The sequence below is a fragment of the Streptomyces sp. GS7 genome (assembly GCF_009834125.1).
Lineage (GTDB): Bacteria > Actinomycetota > Actinomycetes > Streptomycetales > Streptomycetaceae > Streptomyces.
In genome coordinates this window covers 4,553,397-4,574,741 of the sequence record NZ_CP047146.1, presented here as the reverse complement: position 1 = coordinate 4,574,741, position 21,345 = coordinate 4,553,397, and the positions used below count along the sequence as shown (strand labels likewise).

Annotated in this window: 19 protein-coding genes and 3 pseudogenes; 19 read left to right on the top strand and 3 right to left on the bottom strand. The window is 70.7% G+C overall.

Features of this window, described 5'->3' with window-relative positions:
• The first annotated feature begins 388 nt into the window (after positions 1–388).
• The 9 genes and pseudogenes from GR130_RS20390 to GR130_RS20350 all read left to right on the top strand — a co-directional run bounded on the left by GR130_RS20390 (position 389) and on the right by GR130_RS20350 (position 8,442).
• Positions 389–790 (top strand): alpha/beta hydrolase family protein, encoded by a 402-nt coding sequence (locus GR130_RS20390; protein WP_159506045.1) that lies wholly within the window; start codon positions 389–391, stop codon positions 788–790.
• Positions 763–1,593, top strand: a complete 831-nt coding sequence (locus GR130_RS20385; protein ID WP_159506044.1) for a hypothetical protein — start codon at positions 763–765, stop codon at positions 1,591–1,593. Before GR130_RS20390 ends, GR130_RS20385 begins: the two co-directional genes overlap by 28 nt.
• A 61-nt stretch (positions 1,594–1,654) precedes the next feature.
• Positions 1,655–1,828 (top strand): annotated as a pseudogene (locus tag GR130_RS20380) (LLM class flavin-dependent oxidoreductase); the annotation flags it as partial.
• A 145-nt stretch (positions 1,829–1,973) separates the two neighbouring features.
• Positions 1,974–2,613 (top strand): annotated as a pseudogene (locus tag GR130_RS20375) (dienelactone hydrolase family protein).
• A gap of 413 nt (positions 2,614–3,026) precedes the next feature.
• Positions 3,027–5,957, top strand: coding sequence for an ATP-binding protein (locus GR130_RS20370; RefSeq protein ID WP_236573263.1), 2,931 nt, complete (start codon positions 3,027–3,029; stop codon positions 5,955–5,957).
• A 434-nt stretch (positions 5,958–6,391) separates the two neighbouring features.
• Positions 6,392–6,751, top strand: coding sequence for a hypothetical protein (locus GR130_RS20365; protein ID WP_159506043.1), 360 nt, complete (start codon positions 6,392–6,394; stop codon positions 6,749–6,751).
• 99 nt (positions 6,752–6,850) lie between these two features.
• On the top strand, positions 6,851–7,585 hold the full coding sequence (locus GR130_RS20360; protein ID WP_159506042.1) for a hypothetical protein: 735 nt from the start codon (positions 6,851–6,853) through the stop codon (positions 7,583–7,585).
• Positions 7,586–7,624: 39 nt separating this feature from the next.
• A complete protein-coding gene (locus GR130_RS20355; RefSeq protein ID WP_159506041.1) occupies positions 7,625–8,020 on the top strand; it encodes a hypothetical protein in 396 nt (131 codons plus the stop codon).
• 38 nt (positions 8,021–8,058) lie between these two features.
• Positions 8,059–8,442, top strand: a complete 384-nt coding sequence (locus GR130_RS20350) for a hypothetical protein (protein WP_159506040.1) — start codon at positions 8,059–8,061, stop codon at positions 8,440–8,442.
• A 293-nt stretch (positions 8,443–8,735) separates the two neighbouring features.
• Here the strand turns inward: GR130_RS20350 and GR130_RS20345 are convergent, their stop codons facing one another.
• Entirely contained in the window at positions 8,736–9,257 is a 522-nt protein-coding gene (locus GR130_RS20345) for an SRPBCC family protein (protein WP_159506039.1), read from the bottom strand.
• 63 nt (positions 9,258–9,320) lie between these two features.
• Here GR130_RS20345 and GR130_RS20340 point away from each other — a divergent pair, with 63 nt between their 5' ends.
• From GR130_RS20340 to GR130_RS20300, 10 genes and pseudogenes are all read left to right on the top strand, one after another.
• Positions 9,321–9,908: a TetR/AcrR family transcriptional regulator gene (locus GR130_RS20340; protein ID WP_159506038.1), complete on the top strand. Its 588-nt coding sequence runs from the start codon at positions 9,321–9,323 to the stop codon at positions 9,906–9,908.
• Positions 9,909–10,100: 192 nt separating this feature from the next.
• Positions 10,101–10,349, top strand: a pseudogene (locus GR130_RS41935) (alcohol dehydrogenase catalytic domain-containing protein); the annotation flags it as partial.
• A 50-nt stretch (positions 10,350–10,399) separates the two neighbouring features.
• Positions 10,400–11,335 carry an NADP-dependent oxidoreductase gene (locus GR130_RS40745; RefSeq protein ID WP_236573261.1) on the top strand — a complete coding sequence of 312 codons (936 nt, stop codon included), beginning with the start codon at positions 10,400–10,402 and terminating at the stop codon, positions 11,333–11,335.
• Positions 11,268–11,975: a TetR/AcrR family transcriptional regulator gene (locus tag GR130_RS20330; protein WP_159506037.1), complete on the top strand. Its 708-nt coding sequence runs from the start codon at positions 11,268–11,270 to the stop codon at positions 11,973–11,975. The genes GR130_RS40745 and GR130_RS20330 overlap by 68 nt, the downstream gene beginning before the upstream one ends.
• Positions 11,976–12,014: 39 nt before the next feature.
• A complete protein-coding gene (locus tag GR130_RS20325; RefSeq protein WP_159506036.1) occupies positions 12,015–13,160 on the top strand; it encodes an FAD-dependent oxidoreductase in 1,146 nt (381 codons plus the stop codon).
• Between the two features lie 400 nt (positions 13,161–13,560).
• Positions 13,561–14,757, top strand: coding sequence for a DUF418 domain-containing protein (locus GR130_RS20320; protein WP_159506035.1), 1,197 nt, complete (start codon positions 13,561–13,563; stop codon positions 14,755–14,757).
• Between the two features lie 710 nt (positions 14,758–15,467).
• Entirely contained in the window at positions 15,468–16,412 is a 945-nt protein-coding gene (locus tag GR130_RS20315; RefSeq protein WP_159506034.1) for an ABC transporter ATP-binding protein, read from the top strand.
• Positions 16,409–17,230, top strand: a complete 822-nt coding sequence (locus tag GR130_RS20310) for an ABC transporter permease subunit (RefSeq protein ID WP_159506033.1) — start codon at positions 16,409–16,411, stop codon at positions 17,228–17,230. The genes GR130_RS20315 and GR130_RS20310 overlap by 4 nt, the downstream gene beginning before the upstream one ends.
• Positions 17,227–18,486, top strand: coding sequence for a sensor histidine kinase (locus GR130_RS20305; protein ID WP_159506032.1), 1,260 nt, complete (start codon positions 17,227–17,229; stop codon positions 18,484–18,486). Before GR130_RS20310 ends, GR130_RS20305 begins: the two co-directional genes overlap by 4 nt.
• Positions 18,483–19,142, top strand: a complete 660-nt coding sequence (locus tag GR130_RS20300; RefSeq protein ID WP_159506031.1) for a response regulator — start codon at positions 18,483–18,485, stop codon at positions 19,140–19,142. Before GR130_RS20305 ends, GR130_RS20300 begins: the two co-directional genes overlap by 4 nt.
• Before the next feature lie 236 nt (positions 19,143–19,378).
• Here the strand turns inward: GR130_RS20300 and GR130_RS20295 are convergent, their stop codons facing one another.
• Complete coding sequence (locus tag GR130_RS20295; protein WP_159506030.1) at positions 19,379–19,552, bottom strand: hypothetical protein; 174 nt, start codon at positions 19,550–19,552, stop codon at positions 19,379–19,381.
• Positions 19,553–19,948: 396 nt separating this feature from the next.
• Positions 19,949–21,115, bottom strand: a complete 1,167-nt coding sequence (locus tag GR130_RS20290) for a copper resistance D family protein (protein ID WP_159506029.1) — start codon at positions 21,113–21,115, stop codon at positions 19,949–19,951.
• Positions 21,116–21,345: the final 230 nt, after the last annotated feature.

The window sequence follows — 21,345 nt, the reverse complement described above, 5'->3', positions numbered from 1 at the left end:
TGAGCCTGGGCGTACGCCAGCGTCGCTTGAGCCCCCATGAGCAGTCGGAACGACGGAAGTCGAGGGGACAATCCCCCGGGTCGGGCGGGGTGAACCCCCGCTCCTGCAGGGGGGTGTTCGGATGGGACAGGCGCGCGGTGCGCAGCAGAGTGGGGGTATGCGCCCGTCTCGAATCCTTCGATCCGTCGCAGCCGCGTCAGCCGCAACAGCCGCGGCTGTTGCGGCGACCGCGCTGCTGACGGGCACCGCTGCCGCCGCCCCACCGGCCCCTGCGCCGGTCACGACCCGCTCCGTCTCCTTCACCGGTTCTGGCGGGCTCACCTTGCACGGCACCGTCTTCGCCCCCTCGAACTTCCCTGCTGAGGCGACCCGTAGGCCCGGATTGGTGATGGTCGGTGGTTCCACCAGCGCCGTGCACGCGACACCCGCCACCACTGCCCTGCGCCCCGAGGCCGAGAGCTACGCCCGACGCGGCGTCGTCACCCTCGTCTACAACAAGCGGACCGTCGGCTACGCGACCTTCCACCACGACTACGCCCAGCTGGGCGACGACGCGCTGGCCGCTCTGCGTACCCTGGACCGTCAGCCTGGCGTCGACCCCGCCCGCAGCGGCCTGTGGGGGCTGAGCGAGGGGGCCTGGGCGGTGTCGCTGGCCGCCTGGAAGTCACAGGATGTCCGGTTCGTCGTGACGATCGGCGCCGCGGGGCTGCCCCCGCCCGACAGACCGGCTGGGCCGAAGAGCAGCTGTTCAGGCACGCGGGCGTGTCCGGCTCGATGCCCGGCGCCGTGACCCGTGCCCTGCGGCTGGTGTCGTCGGCGGGGCTGTTCCCGGCGGCCGGCTACGACCCGCTGCCCGCCTGGCGTCGACTCCGCCAGCCGGTGCTGCTGCTGTGGGGCGACCGGGACCGGCAGGCGGTGCCGGCCGAGAGCACCCGCCTGATCTCCGCGGCGCTCGCCCAGGGCGGCAACCGCCGGGTCAGCGTCCGCTTCCTGCCCAGCAACCACGACCTGCACACGCCGACCGACGACGGCTTCCCCCACACCCCCACCCCGACCCCGGGCACGGCCGACCTGGTGGCCGACTGGATCAACGATCCCACCCACACCCCGCCGCCGGGGCTCGGCACTTCCTCCCCAGCGCCACACCAGCTCACCGCGAGCCACCCACTGGCGCCGATGGACGTCGGCCTCCAACTCGCCGCAGCAACGGCCCTGCTGGCCGCGTTCGCGTCCTACCCGGCGACAGCGGCCGCCCGCCGCCTCATGGGGCGCCGCGCCGCACCCGCAGCGAGGGCCCCAGCCCGGCTGCTCGCCGCCGCCGGCCTGGCCGGCACCGGCCTCGGCCTCCTCTGTCTGCTGTTTCTGGTGGCCGACACCGGCGGGTATGCGCTCGGCCCGCTGCTCGGCGGCCGCACCCCGCCCTGGCTGGGCCTGCAGGCCCTCGCCGCGACCACGGTGGCCGCCACGGTGGCGACCACCATCGACTGGTGGCGAAGGCGGGACGGCGGCGGCGCCGTCCGGCTCGCGATGCTCCTCGCCGGCGGGCTGCTCTTCATCCCCTGGGCCCTCTCGTGGGGGCTGCTGGTCCCATGACGAGACGTCGGCCGCGAGCCGAGTTGATCAACGAGTACGTGCGAGCGTCAGCCTACGCCGGGACCACGTACTGCACCGAGTGCACCAGGGGCGCCCCGTCGGGGACTCCTGGATGCTGCTGACCGCAGCCGAGTTGGCGACCTCCCGGATCCGATTGGGCACCTTACTCACGCTGGTCACTCGTTACCGTCCGCAGCAACTCGCCCGCCAGGCGGCCACGCTGGACCACCTCAGTGCAGCTGATCCTCACGCACAACCGGGGAATCCACGGATCCGCGTTCGCCGAAACCGCAGGCGTTCTTGCGCCTCGGCAACCGCCCGCGACCGGCACGAGCACACGATCAACGACTCAAACCCGCCCCGCGACCGGCGACTTCACGATGGTGGATCTTCATTCGTTGTGGGGACTGCGCCCCGCGGTGCACGCCGCCGCGGATCGGCTGCGGCGCCGCCGGTCACGAGGTGATCGATCCCGACTTGTTCGAGGACCGGACCGCAGACTTGGTCTTCGGCCTCAACCGGGTCAAGGGCGAGTTGTGCAAGGAGGAGATGCGCAAGCCGGCGCACGCCGCCGTCGCCCCGTATTCCGACCGCGGGCTGGTCTGTGCCGGGTTGTCCTTCGGCACGCTGGTGCACAACCTCGCCCTGAGTGACGAGAAGGCTCGCGGGCTCCTCCTGGTGGCCGGCACCTCCGAGATCGCCAAGGGCGTCACCGCCCATGACCTGCCAGTGCAGCCGCACGTCGCCGGGCCTGGCCCGTACGAGCCGCACGACTGGCTGAACTTCCGGTACTTCCGGATGTGTCGGGCCGGCGCGGACATCGAGGCGGACCGCTGTGCCGGCGCCGGCCACTTCTTCACCGACCGGGACCTGCCGGACTACGACGCGGAGGCGGCGGAGCGTGTCTGGAAGGTGGCGCTGGGGTTCCTGGGCAGCGTGCCGGACCGGGCTGGCGAGGAGCGTGGGTCAGTGTCGAACGACTGGTTGCGGCGCGGGTCGCGACAGCGTCTGACCAGGTGAGATCGGTGTTCATCTGAGAGAGGTGCGCGTCTCGTCGGACAGGCCGAGGTGGCTCCGAAGCGCGCGCCGACCAGTGTTGGTGAGAGCGATGGCGCGACGGGTACTGATCCGACTGATCCAACCGGAGTCGAAGGTGTGACGGCACACGGCGGCACCGGCCAGGTGGGGCGGCGTTCGGTTAGGTCCAGGCACGAGCGGGCGCCGTGGCGGGAGGTGGCACGAGGCCGAGTTCGGCCGGGCAGTCGGTCCCGTTGCTGGTGGGAGTCAGCCCCTGCTCCCGGTCCAGCAAGCCCCCGGTCGGTCATCGCCTCGGTGATCGCGACCCCGAGGGCGCGCGCAAGATGGTCGTAGCACGTACGGGCGCGGGTCAACCGTCGGGGTCCTCACGTCGTCTGGAAGACCAGATGAGGACGATGAGAGTTGAGCAACTGGTGACGTTCGTACATTCCCGTGATGCGTGCGGTGACGACTGGCCGGTGGTCGGGCGTGAGCCCGAACTCGCAGCCATCGACGCGGTGGCCGCCGGCGTCCTGTCCGGCCGGACCCGCGTCGTCCAGCTCGAAGGGCCCGCAGGGATCGGCAAGTCGGCCCTGATGAGCAGCTGGTGGAACCGCAATGAGCGGTTCCGCGTGCTCCGGGCCCGCTGCCACCCTCTTGAACGTGCCTTCGCCTTCGGCGCGGTACGCCAGCTGTTCAAGCCCCTCCTGGCGGAAAGCGCCCCGGCCGATCGTACGGAGCTCGCGGAAGGGGCCGCGGCCGCCGCACTGCGGGCGCTGGACGGTGCCGCCGCGACAGATCGGCTCCGGGAGGCAGCCGATCAGACGGCATCGACGCTGCGGGAACTCGACGGTCTCGCCGCCCGGCTGGCCCAGCGGCGACCACTGCTCCTGGCCATCGACGCGGTGCAGTGGATCGACCAGCCCTCGCTGCGCTGGCTGGTGCACTTCGTCGGGCGGGCGGACGGCCACCCGGTGCTGGTAGCCGTGACCAGCCGGAGTGCCGAGGGCCGGGGGCGTGATCCGCTGTTCGCCGAGCTCGTCCGGCCCGCGAACTGCCGCACCATCACCGTGGCGCCGCTGAACGCTGCCGCCGTGACGCAGCTGGTGCGGACGGTATGGCCCACGGACCGGCCCGACGAGGCATTCTGCGCCGCCTGTCACACCGCCACGGGCGGGCACCCGCTGTTCGTTCGGGCGCTCCTTTGCCAGGCGCAGCGCGGTGGCGTGAAGCCGACGACGGAGTTCCTGGACCGTATCCCCACGGTCAACCTGTCGACGCTCGGTGCGGAGATCTCGCACCGGCTCTGTCAGACGCCGGACGAGGTCATGGAGCTGGCACAGGCGCTGGCCTTCCTGGGCGACCGCAAACCACCGGACCTGCTCGCCGCGTTCTGCGGGACCGGGCGGGCGGTGGTGCGCTCCGCGGCGGAGGAACTGCGGTCGCTGGGTCTGCTGCGGGCGGACGGCGACCCCGGCTTCACCCACCCGGTCGTCCGCGACACCGTGCTGGGCATGCTGTCGCCCGAGGAACTGGGCGCCGGCCATGCGCGGGCCGCCCAGGTGTCCTGCCTCAGCGGCCGGCCCGACGAGGAGGTCGCGGCCCATTTGCTGGCGGCCGGGCCCGTGCACGGACCCTGGGTTCTGCCGGTCCTGCGCAGAGCGGCCACCGAAGCCGTTCACCGCGGCGCGCCGGAGACCGCGGTGACCTATCTGCGCTCCGCCCTCAACCAGGCGCTGGACGCACCCGAGCGTGCCCGGGTGCTCCTGGAGCTGGGCACCGCGGCGAGCCACTACGACGCCGCTCTGGCGACCTCCTGCGTCACGAGCGCGCTCGAAGGGCTGACCGACGGGACGGCCCGCACCGACGCCCTGGGCGTGCTGGCCTACTCGCTGCTGCTGTCCCGGGGCTCCCGTACGGATCTGTCGAGCGTGGACCGGAAGATAGCGGCGTTGTGCGACCGGCCCGGGGCGGACGCCGGAGCCGCCGACGGGGAGCCGGCGCTGCGGATGACCGGACTGCGCGCGTGGATGGAGTTCGAGCGACCGTCCGTGGCCGGTCAGGGTCCGGCCCCGTCCCCCGGCGCGGACGACGACCTGGCCGACCGCACGGCGGGAGAGCGCCAACTGCTCGCCATACATGCCTTCCACGCCCTGCGCGCCGCCGAGCCGGCCCCGTACGTCGCCGGTCTCGTCGAGCGCGCGTCGGTCAATCTGCCGGCGTTCTCGCACGACCTGTTCCCGCTGCACTACTTCGTCGCACAGACGCTGCTCTACCTGGACGCGCTGGACTCGGCCGACCGGCTCAGCCGCCACCTGACCCAGGAGATCTCGGGCCGGGGCATGGAGCTGCTGGGCTCGTCCCTGAGGATCTACCAGGCCGCCCTGGCACTGCGCCGGGGAAACATCACCGAAGCCCTCGCCACCGCCAAGGCCGCCGCGGACCAGGCTTCCCCCACCGGGCGGCTCCCGTACGCACTGACCCTGGACACGATCAGGATCGACGCCCTGCTCGCGCTGGGCCGGACCGAGGCCGCGGAGCGGGTCGCCCTCGCGCACGCCGCGGCCGGGCAGGCGGAAGTGGCCTGGGAACGGCCCCGGTTCCTCATGAGCCTGGCAGCGTTGCGTACCGCCCAGGGCGATACACGGGCGGCGCTCTCCCTGCTGCGCGAGTGCGGTCACCACTGCGACGCCGTCGGCACGGTCAACCCCGCGATGTACCCGTGGCGCTCGCGCGCGGTGGCCGCCCATCTCGCCCTGGGCGAGGACGCATCGGCCCGTACGCTCGCCGGGCGGGAACTCGACCTCGCCCGCCGCTGCCGGATCCCCCGAGCCCTCGGGGTGGCGCTGCGGGCGTCCGGTACCGCGACCGGCGGTGCCCGGGGGCTCGACCTGCTGGCCGAGGCCGTGAGCGTACTCGACGCCACCCCGGCCCGCCTCGAACTCGCCCGTGCGCTCGACGACTTCGGAGCCGCCCTCATGCGCCGCGACGACAAGCCCGGTGCGCGCCAGGCACTGCGCCGGGGCCTGGACCTGGCCGCCGGGTGCGGTGCCACGACGCTCGCGGCGCGGCTGGAGCAGCGGCTCCACCTCGCCGGCGGACGGGTCGGCAGACCCGGGGGAATCCGGGTGCTGACCGCGGGGGAGGAGCGCGTCAGCGCCCTGGCGGCTCAGGGATACAGCAACAAGGAGATCGCCGAACGGCTCGTCGTCTCGCTGCGGACCGTGGAGACCCATCTCACCGGCGCCTACCGCAAACTGGGGATCCCCGGGCGCCCATATCTGGCCGCGGCAATGGCCGATGCGAGCGGTGTGAGCACGGAGCGTGGATCGGCCGCCTCCTCCTGAACTCGGCCACCTTCGCCTGAATTTCGGCGCTGCCGCCGGGCCCGGAACGGAACGCGCCGCCGCTCGGTCCTGCCGCCCGGTCGTCGGCTCCGGAAGCCTCTCATCCTCCTCGGACGAGGGGCTTCCGGCATGTCTGCGGGTATACCAACCTGGTCCCGTAGTTCGTGGTGCCGTGGGCGCTGTGGGCGCCGTGGTCGCGTTCCCGGGGCCGTGGATTCTCCCGGCTCTCCTCGTGGTTACCCCGAGAGCTGCAATCCGGGTACCGAAGACTTATCCGGAATCAATTGATCCGGCAGCTCTCTCATGACTTACTCATGCCCAACGACCTGATCGAACGACCTGATCGAACGACCTGGTCCCGAACGATCGGATTCTTCCGATGCCATGGGGAAGTGTGAGAGGGAGTAGCAACCGTGAAGTTCAATCGTAGAGCCGTGTATGGCCTTCTCGCGGCGGGAGCCGCGACCTTCTCGACCGTGCTCTCCGCGCCGGCCGCACACGCGGGAACCGGAAATTACCTCCAGATCACCAACAACGCCGGAATACTCGCCAACACCTGCTACAAGTGGCGGGACGCGGAGGACAAGAACTACTGCCACAACGTCCGGCCGGTGGGCACTACCTGGAAGGCGTATTTCCCCGCCGGTGCCACCGGCGCAAAGATCGACCTCAGCGCCAGTGTGGTCACCTACGCCACGGTGGACACCGCCGTCGTGACCGACACCAACCGGAATCACTGCTTCGAGGTGACCGGTCTCGTCGACCGCCCGAAACTCCAGGAAACGGGCTGCTGAACACGTCACTTGCCGTCACTTGTCGTCAATTGCGAGGCGGCCGCCGTCCCGCGTTCCCCCCAGGTGCGGGTTACCGCACATCTACCGAGTGAGGAAACAATGCCCCCCACATGCACTCCGACCGTCCGCTCCTCCCTCCCCGCCTCCGTCTCCAGAATAGGCGTCGCCATCGGAGCCGTCGCCGCCGCGCTCGCCCTGGCGGCGCCCGCGGCATCGGCCGCACAGGGCTCCGGAACGACCGATGTCAACGGCCACACCGACACCTGGGTGGAGGGAGGATCCCCCTCGGTCACCTACGACAACGGCTATCAGGTGAATTCCGCTGCGGAGGTCAAGCGGGCCCTGGACCAGTGCAAGAGCAGCAAGGTCTCGTGCTCGGCCACGACCACGTCGTCCCAGCAGGTGACGAAGTGGTTCGATGTCGACAACGCCGGTATGGGAATCGGCCCCATTCAGAACTGCAGCCCCGGGGCCTCCGAAATCAACCAGACGCTCAGCGGAAGCAAGACCTTCACCTGGGGCTGGAACGTCGGTGGCAGCATCGATATCACCCTGGTCAAGGACAAGTTGGGAGTCGGCGCCTCCGCGCAGTACAGCGAGACAAACGCCGAGACGAAGAGCGGCGACATCAGGATCACCATCAAGCCGGGTCAGAAGGGGATGCTGATGATGGGCCACGACATGGAACAGCGCGTCTCCGATGTGACCATCCAGGGCGGCGAGTTGGGCGGCGCGAAGATCACCGGACTGCGCACCGAAATCCCCCTCAAGGTGGCGGCGCGGGCGGACACCGACGTGGTCGCGTGCGGCGCGACCCTGAAGAACGGGCGCTGAGGCGTCGGTCCACCCGCGACAACTCACGAAGGAGCACCTGTGCGGAATGCGCGGAATATCAAGAAGTCGGTGGCATACGGAGCCGCAGCCCTGAGTCTCGCACTGGGCGGCGCGGTCATGACGGCACCGTCCGCCAGCGCTGCGGGATCGGGCAAGTACATCGGGTTCACCAACAACGGCTGGTTCCTGGTCGATACCTGCTACCACTGGAAGAACTCGGCGACCTCGGACTCCTGCGATTACGCAAAGCCCAAAGGCACCGACTGGCGAGTGGAGATCCCCGACGACGCGAAGGGCGTCAGGGTCGAGGTGACCGTAGCCGCACAGATCGGCGGCGGCAATGTGTCGCCCCAGATCACCGATCTGGGCAAGGGCCACTGCTACGAGCTGAGCGGCTACACCTTCAACCCGAAGATCACGGACAAGGGCTGCTAGGCATGTCCGACAGCCGAAGCGAGAGGTGGACTCCCATCGTGCGAAACACGAAGCGTTCGCGGACATGTGCGGTCGCCGCCCTGGGGGCGGCCCTGACCGGCGTGGTGCTCACGGCACCTTCGGCGGCCGCCGCCACGGACAACTACATCCAGTTCGATCACAAGGCAGGGTCGCTCATCGACACGTGCTACCAGTGGCAGGGACCGGACGGCATAGAGAAAAAGAACTACTGCCAGCACGACCGCCCGATCGGGACCAGCTGGAAGGCGTACTTCCCCGCGGGAGCCACCGGGGTCACCGCCACCGTCTACTGGACGGGAGGCTCCCAGCCCCTGTACATCAACGAGCCTGACAAGAACCACTGCTACCGGCTCGAAGGCACCCTGGTATCCGGAATCCACGTCCTCCGGGAGAACTGCTGACACCTGTGCTTCGCCCGCCGACCCCGGCGGGCAGGTGAGCCCGGCAGAGCGCACGGCCCGCTGACGGAGGTCGTCAGCGGGCCCCGTCCGGCCCGGACCTTCAGCAGAAACCAGAAACCTGTGAAGCCGCCCGACGATCACTCCGCCCGTCGACGGGCCGAACCAGCCGAAGCCGCCACCTGCCGGATGACCACTTGCCGGCGATCTCGCTCCTGACCCGCAGTGGCACCTCGGCCCCAGCTCACACCAGTCCCATGGCCCGCAACTTCAAGATAAAACGGGCTCATTGGAGCTCAAGCGGTTTCCTCCTCCGGCCGTGCCTTCCGGTTCGCGGTGCGGGCTATGGCGTGCAGGAGGCGGACGTAGGGGTTCCAGGTGGACGGTCGGAAGGGAGGTGCCCCGCAGGCCGTGGCGGCGCGGTCCATGCTGTCTTCCAGGCACGCGTCGTGCAGGGACCGCCACAGCAACGGCCAGGTGAGGCGGGCCGGGCCGCGGGTGCGCATGGCCAGGGTGTGGCGCAGCAGGGTGCGGTGCTCGCCGGCGGCGTGGACGGTGAACTCGTGGAAGCCGTCGAAACCGCGCGGCGCGCTGAAGGCGAAGCGCACCCACATGGAGGGTGCGTAACCGCTCACGGTGTAGCGGATCGGGCCGTGTCCGCCGACGGCTCCGACCGCAAGTGAGCGATCGAAAGCCATCCGAGGCCACGTGTGCACCGGCCACAGCGCGTCGCTTTCGCCGGCCAGCGTGTCGATCAGCGCTCCGACCTCGCTCTGCTGGGCGTTCAGTAGCCGTTCGTGCACGTTGTAGACGGCCATCGCGTCCCTCCGTTGTCATTTTGGAGACCCTCCTCTAATTCATTGGAGACTACTCTCTACTTCATGGCGAGACCAGCCCGATTCACCACCGAGCAGTTCCTCGACGCCGCCGTCCACAAGGCCGCGGAGGGCGGGGCGGCGGCGGTGACCATGTCCGCGGTCGCCTCCGAGGTGGGCGCCCCGAGTGGCTCGGTCTACCACCGGTTCACCGGACGCACCGAGCTGCTGGCCGAGACGTGGCTGCGAACGGTGACGGACTTCCAGGAGGGCTATCTGGCCGTGCTCAACGAGGCGGACAGCGATGCCCCACGGGCTGCCCGCATGGCGGCCCGCCATGTCATCGCCTGGAGCCGCGCCCACCCCGAGCGGGCCACCGTGCTGCTGTACGGCGCCGAAGCCTTCGGCCGCGCCCACTGGTCGCCCGAGCATCGCGGCCGCGCCGAGGCCGGCAACCGCCGTGTCTTCGCCGCCCTCGCCGCCCACGCCACTGCCCTGAGCCTCGACGGCCCCGAGGGCGCCGATCGCGTCGCCCTCGCCCTGGTCGACCTTCCCCTCGCCCTGGTCCGCCGCCACCTGCGCGCCGGCACGGGCCTCCCGGCGCACGCGGAGGATCTCGCCGAACAGGGCGCTTCTGCACTGCTGTTCAGATAGCGGCTTTCGGCCGGCTCTGTCGTAGAGCACGCCGACGCAGAGCGGATGTGAGTGTCACGATCGTTTGTGAGTGTTCACGCGCTCCGGGGCCGGTGCACGTCCGAACCGGCGGTGCAGGGCCGTGTGCACGCCACCATGCTGCTGCAGGCCCTCCTCGTCCTGGCGAACGCTGAGCTCGGCCGCTGATCCGCCGTGGCAGACGATCTCCCTGACACGATCACGCCGACCACCAGGGCGAGTACCCCGTCCCCCGCTCACGCCGGCGCCGTAACCTGCGAACTCCCCGCGCCGCAGGTTGAGCCCGGCGAGGTGCTCGTCCGGGTGCGCGCTGCGGGCCTCAACCCGATCGACTACAAGCTGCGGGAGGGCGGGCTGCGGCTGGTCGAGCGCCTGCCGTTGCCCATGGTCGCGGGCAGTGAACTGGCCGGAGAGGTCGAGGCGGTGGGCGCCGCGTCCCCCGATTCGCCGTCGGCGGCCGGGTGTTCGCGCGCGTGGACAAGGACAAGCCGGGTGCGTTCGCTCCCTTCGCCGTCGTCGAACAGTCACCGGTGGCGAAGATGCCCGCCGCGCTCCGCTTCACGGACGCGGCCGGACTGCCGCTCGCCGGCCTGACCGCGTTGCCGGCGCTGCGCGACGAGCTGGGCCCGCAGGCCGGCGACCGGGTGTTCATCTCCGGTGGCGCCGGCGGCGTGGGCACGCTCGCGATCCAGCTCGCCGTCTCGATGGGCGCCGAGGTGGCCACCACGGCCTCACCACGCGGCGCCGACCTCGTGAGCTCGCTCGGCGCGAAGACCGTCATCGGCTACCGCGAGCAGAAGTTCAAGGACGTACTGCGCGATGACGACGGCGCCTTCGACCTGACCGGCGGGCAGGACCTCCTGGACAGCTTCGCCATCCTCAAGCCGGGCACCACCACGGTCTCCGTCACGAAGGCCCCGGAGCCGACCACCGCCCGCAGGGACATGGGCAAGGGCCCGCTGCTCGCCGCCGTGTTCGGGTTGCTCAGCGTGAAGATCCGGCGCGAGGCGCGGCGGCACGGGGCGAGCTACCGCTTCCTGTTCATGCACCCCAGCGGTGCGGACCTGGCACACCTCGCCGCGCTGGTGGACGCGGGCGAACCGAAGCCGGTCACCGACCGCGTCTTCCCGTTCGAGCAGTTCGCCGACGGCTTCTCCTGCCTGGAGCAGGGTTGCGCCGAAGGCCAGGTCGTCGTCGAGACGTGGGCGTGTGGGGGACGGGCGTGTTGGCGGTACGGGGCGGAAGAGCCCCGGCGTGACCGCAGCGGGCGCTCCAAGCTTGTTCACCGAACATGTTCGTCACGTACTTGTTCGTGGCGAACGCGTTCGTTACGGTGGAGTCGTGACCCCACGTTCCACGAACCCGACCAGCCGGCGGCAGCGGCCGGCGAAGCCTGCCCTGACCCGTGAGGGGATCGTCGCCGCGGCGACGAGCATCATGCGCGCCGAGGGCCTGGAGAAGGTGACGATGCGGCGCCTGGCCCAGGAGTTGGACACCGGCCCGGCCTCGCTGTACGTGTACGTCGCCAACACCGCCGAACTGCACGCGGCCGTGCTGGACGAGCTGATGGGCGAGGTCGACCTGGACCTCGCCGAGGGCGGCGGCGACTGGCGCGAGCGGCTGGTGGGAGTGCTCACCTCCTACACCGCAGTGCTGTTCGCACACCCGGCGCTGGCCCGTTCCGCGCTGTCCGCGCGCCCCGGCGGCGAGCACTACCTGCGGTTGCTGGAAAGGCTGCTGGCTCTGCTCGATGACGGCGGTGTACCCCGGGCGCAGGCCGCCTGGGGTGTGGACGTCCTGCTCCAGGTCGCCACCGCCACGGCGGCCGAGCACGCCACCCGCGCGCAGTCGCCCCGTGCCGAGGCCGAGTGGGACGCCCTGACCCGCGCCGTCCATGAGGTACCCGAGGACACACACCCCCACGTGCGAGCCATGGCGGGAAGCCTGCTGAGCGGCTCCCCGCAGGACCGTCTCGGCTGGTACTTCCGGACGCTGATCAACGGCATTGCACACACGGCCGTCCCGGACACCCGCCCCCGCGGCCACTGATCCGGTCCGCCCTTTCGCACCCCGCAAAGGAGCACCGTCATGTCCACCACCCATCACCCGATCGCCATCGTCGGCGGCGGCCTCGGCGGTCTCGTCCTGGCCCGGGTACTGCATGTCAACGGCATCCAGGCACCGGTGTTCGACCTGGAGGCCGACCCTGAAATCCGCACCCAGGGCGGCATGCTCGACATCCACGAGGACTCGGGTCAGGCCGCGCTGCGCGCCGCCGGCCTGTACGAGGAGTTCCGCGGACTGATCCATGCCGGGGGCGAGGCGATGCGCATCGTCGACCCGCAGGGTGTGGTTCGCCTGGTAGAAGAGGACGACGGCACGGGCAGCCGTCCCGAGGTGGACCGCGGGCAACTGCGCGACCTGCTGCTGAACGCGCTGCCCGCGGGCGCGGTCCACTGGGGGAAGAAGGCGATCGGCGCCCGTGCACTGGGCGGCGGCCGGCACGAGGTGGCCTTCGCCGACGGCACGACGATCACCACTGATCTGCTCGTCGGCGCGGACGGCGCCTGGTCGCGGATCCGCCCCTTGCTCTGCGACGCCGTCCCCGCCTATACCGGCGTCTCCTTCGTCGAGACCGACCTGTGGGAGGCCGACACCCGGCATCCGTCGAGCGCGGCCCTGGTCGGCGGGGGCTTCTTCTTCTGCCTGGGGGACGCCAAGGGCTTCCTCGCCCACCGCGAGACCGACGGCAGCCTGCACGTCTACACCGCGCTCCGAACCGCCGAAGACTGGCTCGACACCGTCGACTTCAGCGACGTGCAGACGGCGAAGAAGGCCGTCCTGACACGCTTCGAGGGCTGGGACGAAGCCCTGCGTGCACTGGTCGCCGACGCCGACGGCCCCCTGGTGCCGCGCCGGATACACGCCCTGCCCGTCGGACACCGCTGGGACCGCGTCCCCGGCGTGACGCTGGTGGGCGACGCCGCTCACCTGATGTCTCCCTTCGCCGGGGAGGGCGCCAACCTGGCCATGCTCGACGGCGCCGAACTCGGCCGGGCGATCGCCGCCCACCCCGGCGACACCGAGGCCGCCCTGACCGCCTACGAGCAAGCGCTCTTCCCCCGCAGCGAGGCGTCCGCCGCCGAGTCCGCCGCCAACCTGGAGCTGATGTTCGGCGACAACGCCCTGCAGCGACTACTCGACATGTTCGCGTCCCACCACCAGGACCGGTGATGGCGCGTGAACCCGTCGAAGACGCTCACAGAACGTCACCACAGCTCTGACATCCCGCACTGTCCGCCAGTGGGGGATTCCGCGGCTCTTCAGTCACGGAAAGTGCCGAAGAGCCAATTCCCGATGTCCACGATCAGCGCTTTCCAGTCCACCACCGCGAACCGGGAACCCATGCGTTCCGCCCGATCGTTGCCTGTCCGTCTGCCATACCCGTAGGTCCGACCCGCGCATGGTGACAGCCGTCCCACGTCTGCCGCACCGACTGCAAAAGGCCAGGACGGCCGTGGAAGCTTCGTGCGCGGCGGCTCCAGCCACCTGGAGACGGTACACGCGAGGTGGCGGAGGTGGTTCGGACTGTCGCTGGAGACCCGGCGATCAGCGCGTTTTCCGACTGGAGACCATGACAACACAGCATGCACAGGCCGCCGCGCCCGCACTCGGCGCGGCGGCCCCGGCACATGGGAACGGCAGGGCTCGGGCGGGTCGGCTGATCGGAGTCGACCTGGCCCGCGGCCTTGCGGTCTTCGGTATGTACGCGGCCCATGTCGGCCCAGACCCGGACCAGGGTGGGGCGACCGGCTTCCTGATGGAGCTGGCCCATGGCAGGGCTTCGGCGCTCTTCGCCTTCCTGGCGGGCTTCGCCGTGGTGCTCATCACGGGGCGCAGCGCGCCGAAGACCGGGCTCGCCGGCCGCCAGGCCGTCGCCAAGGTCGTGATCCGGGCCGCGATCCTGATGGCGGCGGGCACGGCGCTGACCATGACCGGCACCCCGGTCGAGATCATCCTGGCCTACTACGGCGTGTACTTCCTGCTCGTTCTGCCGCTCCACCGGCTCGGCGCCGGATCGCTGGCGGTGATCGCGACGGGTGCGGCCGTCATCTTCCCCCAGGTGCTGTACCTCGCGGCGCCGGCGCTCGACGCGGGGAGTGCGCACCGAAGCCGGGGTGTGGTCGACGGCATCGTCTCCCTCCTCTTCAGTGGCAGCTACCCGGCCGTGGCATGGGTCCCGTTCGTCATCGCCGGTATGGCCGTCGCCCGCCTCGACCTGGCCTCTACCGCGGTCCGCATACGGCTCACCGTCTCCGGAGCCGCGCTCGCGGTGGCGGGGTACGGGGGCTCCTGGCTGGCGTTGCACCTCGTCCCCGGGGCGCTCGATGCGCTCACCGTCGTAGCCGGACCGGGCGCGGCGAGCGCGTGGTGGTCCGACATCGCCGGTTTCCCGACCGGCGACACCCCGGCCTGGCTGCTGGTGGCCTCCCCGCACAGCGAGACCACCATGTCCATAGTGGGCAACACCGGCGTGGCGGTAGCCGTCGTGGCCACCTGCCTGATCGCCGTCGACACCGTCCCGCGCCTGCGCGCCCTGGCCCGGCCGGTCATCGCGGTCGGGTCCATGTCGCTGACGGCGTACGTCTTCCACATCGTCGGCATACGGCTCATGGGCATAGAGGAACTGCCGGGATCGCCCCTGCCCGTCCTTGTCGGCTTCATCGCCGCCGCCCTCGTGTTCGCCACCATCTGGTCGCGGTTCTTCCGCCGCGGGCCGCTGGAATGGCTGATGGCCAAGGCAACCGGCATCGCCCGGTACATCCAGTAGGCCCGCGCAGGCCGACCGGGACGAGGGCTCAGCCACCGTTGTCGGGGCAGCCCCGGTCTCGTGGCCAACCTTTCCCGCATCCATGAGGAGCTCCGGACTCTCCCTGTGAAAGCTGGGGCAGCTGACAAGCGTCTCGGCGAGCTACCTCTCCCGGGTGTGGTCCGGCCGCCGCTTCCCGAGCCGACAGCCGACGTACCGGGTGGCCGAAGAGTGTGGGGCGTCCCTCGGCGAGGTCATGGCTGTCAGGAACCGCACGCTCGCCGCCCGGGGCCAGGCATACACCCGCGGAAGTGGTGTGGGGGCGTATCCCCGCAGCGAGCACCCGGCTCAGGCGGACAGGCCCGGGCCTCTCGGGCGGGGGCAGGAGGAAAGCACGCGCGAGCGAGAAGTCACCCCGCCACGGCCCTGACCCCGAACCCGGCCTGGGCGCCCACGGCCACGCCACCCAGACGGCAACAGGCCGGCGGACGGGTGCAAAACCCACGGAAAGCACACATCAGGGCAACGGACTCACGTCCGCAAGCGCATCCGCGTCGAATGACGGCCCGGCGCCAGCGAGGCGGCGTCAGCGCATCGGCGTACCCGCGTACACCCCCAGGCGGACCTCCCGGAGGTCGGAGATCCGACCTGCGGGGATCGTTCTGCGCGACAACGCCCCGTAGCTTTGTCGCGCCACGCCAGTCCACACGACGAGGAAGCACCCACCGTTCATGATCGAAGCCACCGCACTCACCAAGCGCTACGGGCCCAAAACGGCCGTGGAAGACCTCAGCTTCACCGTCCGTCCTGGCGTGGTCACCGGATTCCTCGGGCCCAACGGCGCCGGGAAGTCGACCACGATGCGCATGCTGCTCGGGCTCGACGCGCCGACCTCCGGACGCGCGACCGTGAACGGTCGCGCGTACGCCGGGCACCAGGCGCCGCTGCACGAGGTCGGCGCCATGCTGGAGGCCCGCGCCATCCACACCGGCCGGACCGCCTTCAACCACCTGCTGGCACTCGCCGCCACCACCGGCATCCCGCGCTCCCGGGTCGAGGAGGTCATCGAGCTGGTCGGCCTGGCCGAGGTGGCGAAGAAGCGCGCGGGCGGCTTCTCGCTCGGCATGGGCCAGCGCCTCGGCATCGCCAGCGCGCTGCTCGGGGACCCGGCCACCCTCATCCTGGACGAGCCGGTCAACGGCCTCGACCCCGAGGGCATCCTGTGGATCCGCAACCTGCTCAAGTCACTGGCCGCCGAAGGGCGGACAGTCTTCGTCTCCTCGCACCTGATGAGCGAGATGGCGCTGACCGCCGAGCACCTGATCATCGTCGGCCGCGGTCGGCTGATCGCGGACACCTCCGTGGCGGAGTTCACCCGCCAGGCGTCGAGCAACACCGTACGGGTGCGGACTCCGGACGCCGAGCGGCTGCGCGAGCAGCTGTCCGGTCCCGATGTGACGATCACCAGTGACGAGGCCGGAGTGCTGACGGTCTCCGGGCTGAGCAGCGAGCAGATCGGCCGGACCGCTGCCGAGCACCAGGTGGTGCTCTACGAACTGGCCACCCAGCAAGCCTCGTTGGAGGAGGCGTTCATGGAACTGACCCGTGACGCGGTGGAGTACCAGGCGGTCCCCGCCGCCACCCGCTCGAACGTGACCGAAGGAACCGCCGCATGACGACCGCGACCCTCCCCGCCCCGGCCACCGCGCGCCGCGGAAAGGTCACCCAGGCCCGGGGCCTCCACTCCGAGTGGATCAAGTTCCGTTCGCTGCGCTCCACCTATCTGACACTGCTGATCGCCGTCGTCGCCATGATCGGCATAGCGCTGATGGCCTGCTGGGCCGCCGCCAACCGCTGGCATCACCTGCCGATGGCGGAGCGGGCGCACTTCGACCCGGCCGGCCGCAGCATCGACGGCTATGTCTTCGCGCAGCTCGCCATCGGCGTGCTCGGGGTGCTGGTCGTCACGGGTGAGTACGCGACGGGCATGATCCGGGCGACGCTGTCCGCGGTGCCGCGCCGGCTGCCGGTGCTGTGGGCCAAGTTGGCCGTGTTCGGCGCGGTGACCTTGGTCGTCACCTCCGTCTCCTCGCTGCTGTCCTTCTTCGCCGGCCAGTCGATGCTCTCCTCCCAGCACATCCAGACCACGCTGTCGGCCTCCGGGGTGCCCCGCGTGGTGTTCGGTACGGCGATCTACCTCACTCTGGTCGGCCTGTTCGGTGTGGCCATGGGCGCGGTGACCCGGTCCACGCCGGGCGGCATAGCGAGCGTCTTCGGGATGCTGTTCGTCCTGCCGCTGATCCTGCACGCCCTGCCGTCCTCCTGGGTCGACAACATCGGCCCGTACCTGCCGAGCAACGCGGGCCAGGCTCTGACCGTGCTGCACACCGAGCCCCACCAGCTCGCTCCGTGGACCGGCTGCGGTCTCTTCGCGGGCTACGTCGCCGTGGCCATCGTGGTGGCGGCCGTGCTGCTCAAGCGGCGGGACGCGTGACCTCGGTACCTGAAGCAAGCCATGGCCCCGGTGCGGAACCTCCGCGCCGGGGCTCCGGCCTGCTCGAACTGACAAACCGTCACCAACTTCTCAGCGACGCCCTGTTGGTGGCCTTTCTGGGGATGGTGCTGACCGCGCCGCTGCACTGGCTCTTCCGTCAGCATCCGCACCTGCTGTTCTTCCAGGGCGCGTTGCTGGTTCCGCTGGTGCTGCGTCGCCGGGCGCCCTACGTGGTCTTCGGAGTCATCGCCGCGGTCGCCTTTCTGCAGTGGCTTTTCGGCGGGATGATCGTCACCGGCGACATCGCGTTGCTGGTCGCCCTCTACACCGTCGCCGTGCACTGCTCCCGCCGCCGGACCTGGACCGCCGCCGCCGTCCTGGGGCTGGGCAATCTGCTCGCGGTCACCCGCTGGGCCGACCCCGCGCGCGGTTGGAAGGGGTTCATCGCACTGTGCGCCATGTCCGTGGCGGCCGCCATGATCGGCGTCAATGTGCACGGACGGCGCGACTATCTCGCGGCACTGGAGGACCGTGCCGCCCGACTGGAACGTGAGCGCGACCAGCGCGCGCAGTTGGCGGTGGCGGGCGAACGGGCCAGGATCGCCCGGGAGATGCACGACATCGTCACGCACAGCCTCTCGGTGATGGTGGCCCTCGCCGACGGCGCCGCCTTCGCCGTACCGCGGGCTCCGCAGAAGGCGACCGCCGCGATGGAGCAGGTCTCCGGAACCGGCCGCCAGGCCCTCACCGACATGCGCCGGTTCCTCGGTGTGCTGAGGGCCGACGAACCCGACGCGCTGCGCCACCCGCAACCGGGCATCGCACAGCTCGACGGTCTGGCCACTCAGGTACGGGCGGTGGGGTTGCCGGTGCGGCTGCGCGTCGAGGGCGACCTGGCGGCCGTACCGGCCGCCGCGCAGCTCACCGTCTACCGGCTGGTGCAGGAGGCGCTCACCAACACCCTCAAGCACGCCGCCGCCGGAGCGCAGGCCACCGTGCGCGTAAGCTGCCACTCGGACCGGGTGGCCGTGGAGATCCGCGACGACGGCCGGCCGGTGGAGCCGTCCGGTGAGCCCGGTCACGGGATCGACGGTATGCGCGACCGGGTCGCGGCCTACGGCGGTGTCATCGAGGCCGGACCGCTGCCCGGCGGCGGCTGGCGGGTGGCGACCTGCCTCAAACTGGGTGAGGCCGCGGATGCGGGGGCCGGTGCCCCGGAAGCAGCGGAACACGGCGGATCGGAAGGGGAGCTGTGAGTATCGGCGTCCTGCTCGTCGACGACCAGCCGCTGATGCGGGTGGCGTTCAACCTGGTACTGGAGTCGCAGCCCGACCTGACCGTGGTCGGCGAGGCCGGCGACGGGGCCGAGGCGGTGCGGTTGGCCCGGCAGCTCCAGCCGCAGGTGGTGCTGATGGACGTGCGGATGCCCGGCGTCGACGGCATCGAGGCCACCGAGCAGATCATCGCCGCCTGCCCCGGCACCCGGGTGCTGATCCTGACCACCTTCGACCTCGACGAGTACGCCTTCGCCGGGCTGCGGGCGGGCGCCTCCGGGTTCCTGATCAAGAACGCGCTGCCGGAGGAACTGCTCTCCGCGATCCGGACCGTGGCGGCCGGGGACGCCGTCGTCTCGCCCCGGGTGACCCGGCGGCTGCTGGAGACCTGCGCCCATCAACTGCCCACCCCTGACGGGCCCACCGACGCCCGGCTGGCCCGGTTGACCGCCCGCGAGCTGGAGATCCTCACCGAGGTGGGCCAGGGCAAGTCCAACTCCGAGATCGCCGCCGACCTCCATCTCGCCGAGGCGACCGTGAAGACCCACCTCAGTCGGGTGCTGGTCAAGCTCGAACTGCGCGACCGCGTGCAGGCGGTGGTCTTCGCTTACGAGACCCGGCTGGTCAAACCGTCCTGATCGGACGGCCGGAGGCATGGCGGCGACGCGTCGACGGCGGCGGAGCAGGGCGCCGGCGGCGTGGAGTTGACGGAAGCGCCGCCACGGATGGAGCTCGCACCGCTACGGTGAGTGCGCGCGCCGGGGTGCCATGCCGATCGCGTAGGCGATGTCCTCGGACGAGCTCTCGTAGGGCAGGCCGGCCTTCTCCACGCTCCAGGCGAGCGCTCCGGGCCTGGCGTAGGAGGCGCAGTCGGTCAGCCCGGCGTCCAGGCGGGCCAGGCGGCGCAGGAAGCGTTCCCGGCGTTCATCGCGTAGCCGAGCAGGCGGCGGGAACGCAGGTCGATGACGGTGGCGAGGTAGAGCTTGCCCTCGCCCGTTTCGATCTCGGTCTCTCGACCACGGACCGCCGGCCACGTCGCGTCGTCCATAGGACGACGACGGCGCACCCACCAAATCGACCACATTCGTGGCGGCGACCCCGACCCACCTCATCGACACCCTCGGCGAACCGCACCGGTTCATCTGGGCGATGACGGGAGTGCCTTGAAACGTCGCTCGGCCAGGGCAGTCGGATCTCGGTCGATCTCTCTGTCCTCCCGAGGGCTCCGTTGCCGCGTCCGGGCTTCCCCGAAGCATCGCCAGACTGCGGCGAACTCCCCTGCGTCACCGGTGCGCAATCCCGCCTGAAGTCATCCTGCGCACCATGCTGAACTGCCCCGGTGTACTCACTCGCAGGCATTGCGCTGACCTGCTGTGCAAGTGAAACGAGGGGCTTCGACGTCGCACTCGGCTTTGTCTCGCCGCAGGTCTGGGAGGTTGCGGGGTCAGGGTGTGGCCGGGGGCTCGCGTCGGGAGAGGGCGTCGGAGGTCCTCACCGTGATGTAGAGCGAGGCCGCGAGGGCGAGGACCAGTGCGGCGCCCACGGCGAAGATGCTGCCGCTCGTGACGGGCGGCGGGCTGCCGGCCTCGGTGCGGGCGGAGCCGCTGAGGAAGGGGACGACGGCCAGGACGGTGGCCCCGAGGGCGACCTCGGCCCAGACGACTTTCGGGAAGTGCCGTAGCGTCAGGTGGAGGAGAGGGTCCGTGGAGTCGGCGCGGCGGGCCTGGGCGATGCGGGGCATCAGCCAGAACTGGTTGACGCCGCCAGCCGTGACCATGCCCAGGACCAGCACGATCTTGATGAGCAGGAAGAATCCGTAGGTCGTCGTCCACAACTGCCCGATGCCGCCGACGTGTTTCCAGCTCATCCACAGGCCGGAGGTGAGCACGGCGCCGACGCAGACCAGGGCGACGAAGCTGAAGCGGCGCCAGAGGTCCGCCCACAGCACCCCGGCGTTCTGGCTCAGTCGGCCACGGGCTTCGGCGAGGGTGGCGAGCAGGGCCAGACCGCCGATCCACACCGTGCCGCTGACGACGTGGACCTGAGCGAACAGAGGGTCGAGGACGTGGTCTGCGTTCTTCGGTGCGGAGGCGGGTATCGCCGCGATGAGCGAGGTCGCGAGCGCCAGGGGCAGGGCGGTCAGAGCGAGGGTGTTCAGGTGCCGTCGTGCCTGCGGGGTGAAGAGCGCGATGAGCGCGGCGGAGGACAGGACCAGGGCGGCGTTTTGGGCCAGGTAGATCGTGCCCTGGGCCATCCACGTCCCCTTCGCGGCGGGTGCGCGCAGGAAGTCCCAGATCCGTCCCGGCGCGAGAGCGTCGCCGAACGGCATGCCCTTGCCGGACCGGGCCAGGCGAGCGGCGAGCTGGAAGTAGCCGGCCACGAGCAGGACGACCCCGGCCCAGGCCAGAAAGACCGCCGTCCGCCGGCGTAGAGCGTCGACGTCACCGTGTTCGCTCTGGCTCGCGCGAAGTGCCGGGCGGACCACCGCCGCGTACGTCACCGTGGCGCCGACGGCTCCGGACAGGCCGGCGAAATAGCCGGATTTGGTGAGGATCCGCCAGGGCGGAGGCGTGCTGTAGCCGACCGAGGCGGCCAGATGCGCGAAGTTCACGGTAGGTTAGCCTAGCCTAAGTTTCTGCCCGGTTAGGGGGAGGTGGTGCCGCGGATCGGGCGCGTGAGGACGGATTGGCGCCCCCGCCCGCCGATGCCGCCCTCGCTACAGACGCGAAGAAGCGCACAAACAAGGGGTGCCCAGCCTTAACGGGCTGGGCACCCCTTGTTCACCGCTACTCGCCCCAGAAGCCGCTCCGGCGTTCAGCGACCGCCACGACGGCGGTTCCG

What these genes read in the sequence shown, in the direction of transcription:
- GR130_RS20390 (WP_159506045.1), top strand. Translation starts at nt 389, where the DNA reads ATGGTCGGTGGTTCCACCAGCGCCGTGCACGCGACACCCGCCACCACT.
- GR130_RS20370 (WP_236573263.1), top strand. Translation starts at nt 3,027, where the DNA reads ATGAGAGTTGAGCAACTGGTGACGTTCGTACATTCCCGTGATGCGTGC.
- GR130_RS20360 (WP_159506042.1), top strand. Translation starts at nt 6,851, where the DNA reads ATGCCCCCCACATGCACTCCGACCGTCCGCTCCTCCCTCCCCGCCTCC.
- GR130_RS20345 (WP_159506039.1), bottom strand. Translation starts at nt 9,257, where the DNA reads ATGGCCGTCTACAACGTGCACGAACGGCTACTGAACGCCCAGCAGAGC.
- GR130_RS20340 (WP_159506038.1), top strand. Translation starts at nt 9,321, where the DNA reads ATGGCGAGACCAGCCCGATTCACCACCGAGCAGTTCCTCGACGCCGCC.
- GR130_RS20325 (WP_159506036.1), top strand. Translation starts at nt 12,015, where the DNA reads ATGTCCACCACCCATCACCCGATCGCCATCGTCGGCGGCGGCCTCGGC.
- GR130_RS20320 (WP_159506035.1), top strand. Translation starts at nt 13,561, where the DNA reads ATGACAACACAGCATGCACAGGCCGCCGCGCCCGCACTCGGCGCGGCG.
- GR130_RS20315 (WP_159506034.1), top strand. Translation starts at nt 15,468, where the DNA reads ATGATCGAAGCCACCGCACTCACCAAGCGCTACGGGCCCAAAACGGCC.
- GR130_RS20310 (WP_159506033.1), top strand. Translation starts at nt 16,409, where the DNA reads ATGACGACCGCGACCCTCCCCGCCCCGGCCACCGCGCGCCGCGGAAAG.
- GR130_RS20295 (WP_159506030.1), bottom strand. Translation starts at nt 19,552, where the DNA reads ATGGACGACGCGACGTGGCCGGCGGTCCGTGGTCGAGAGACCGAGATC.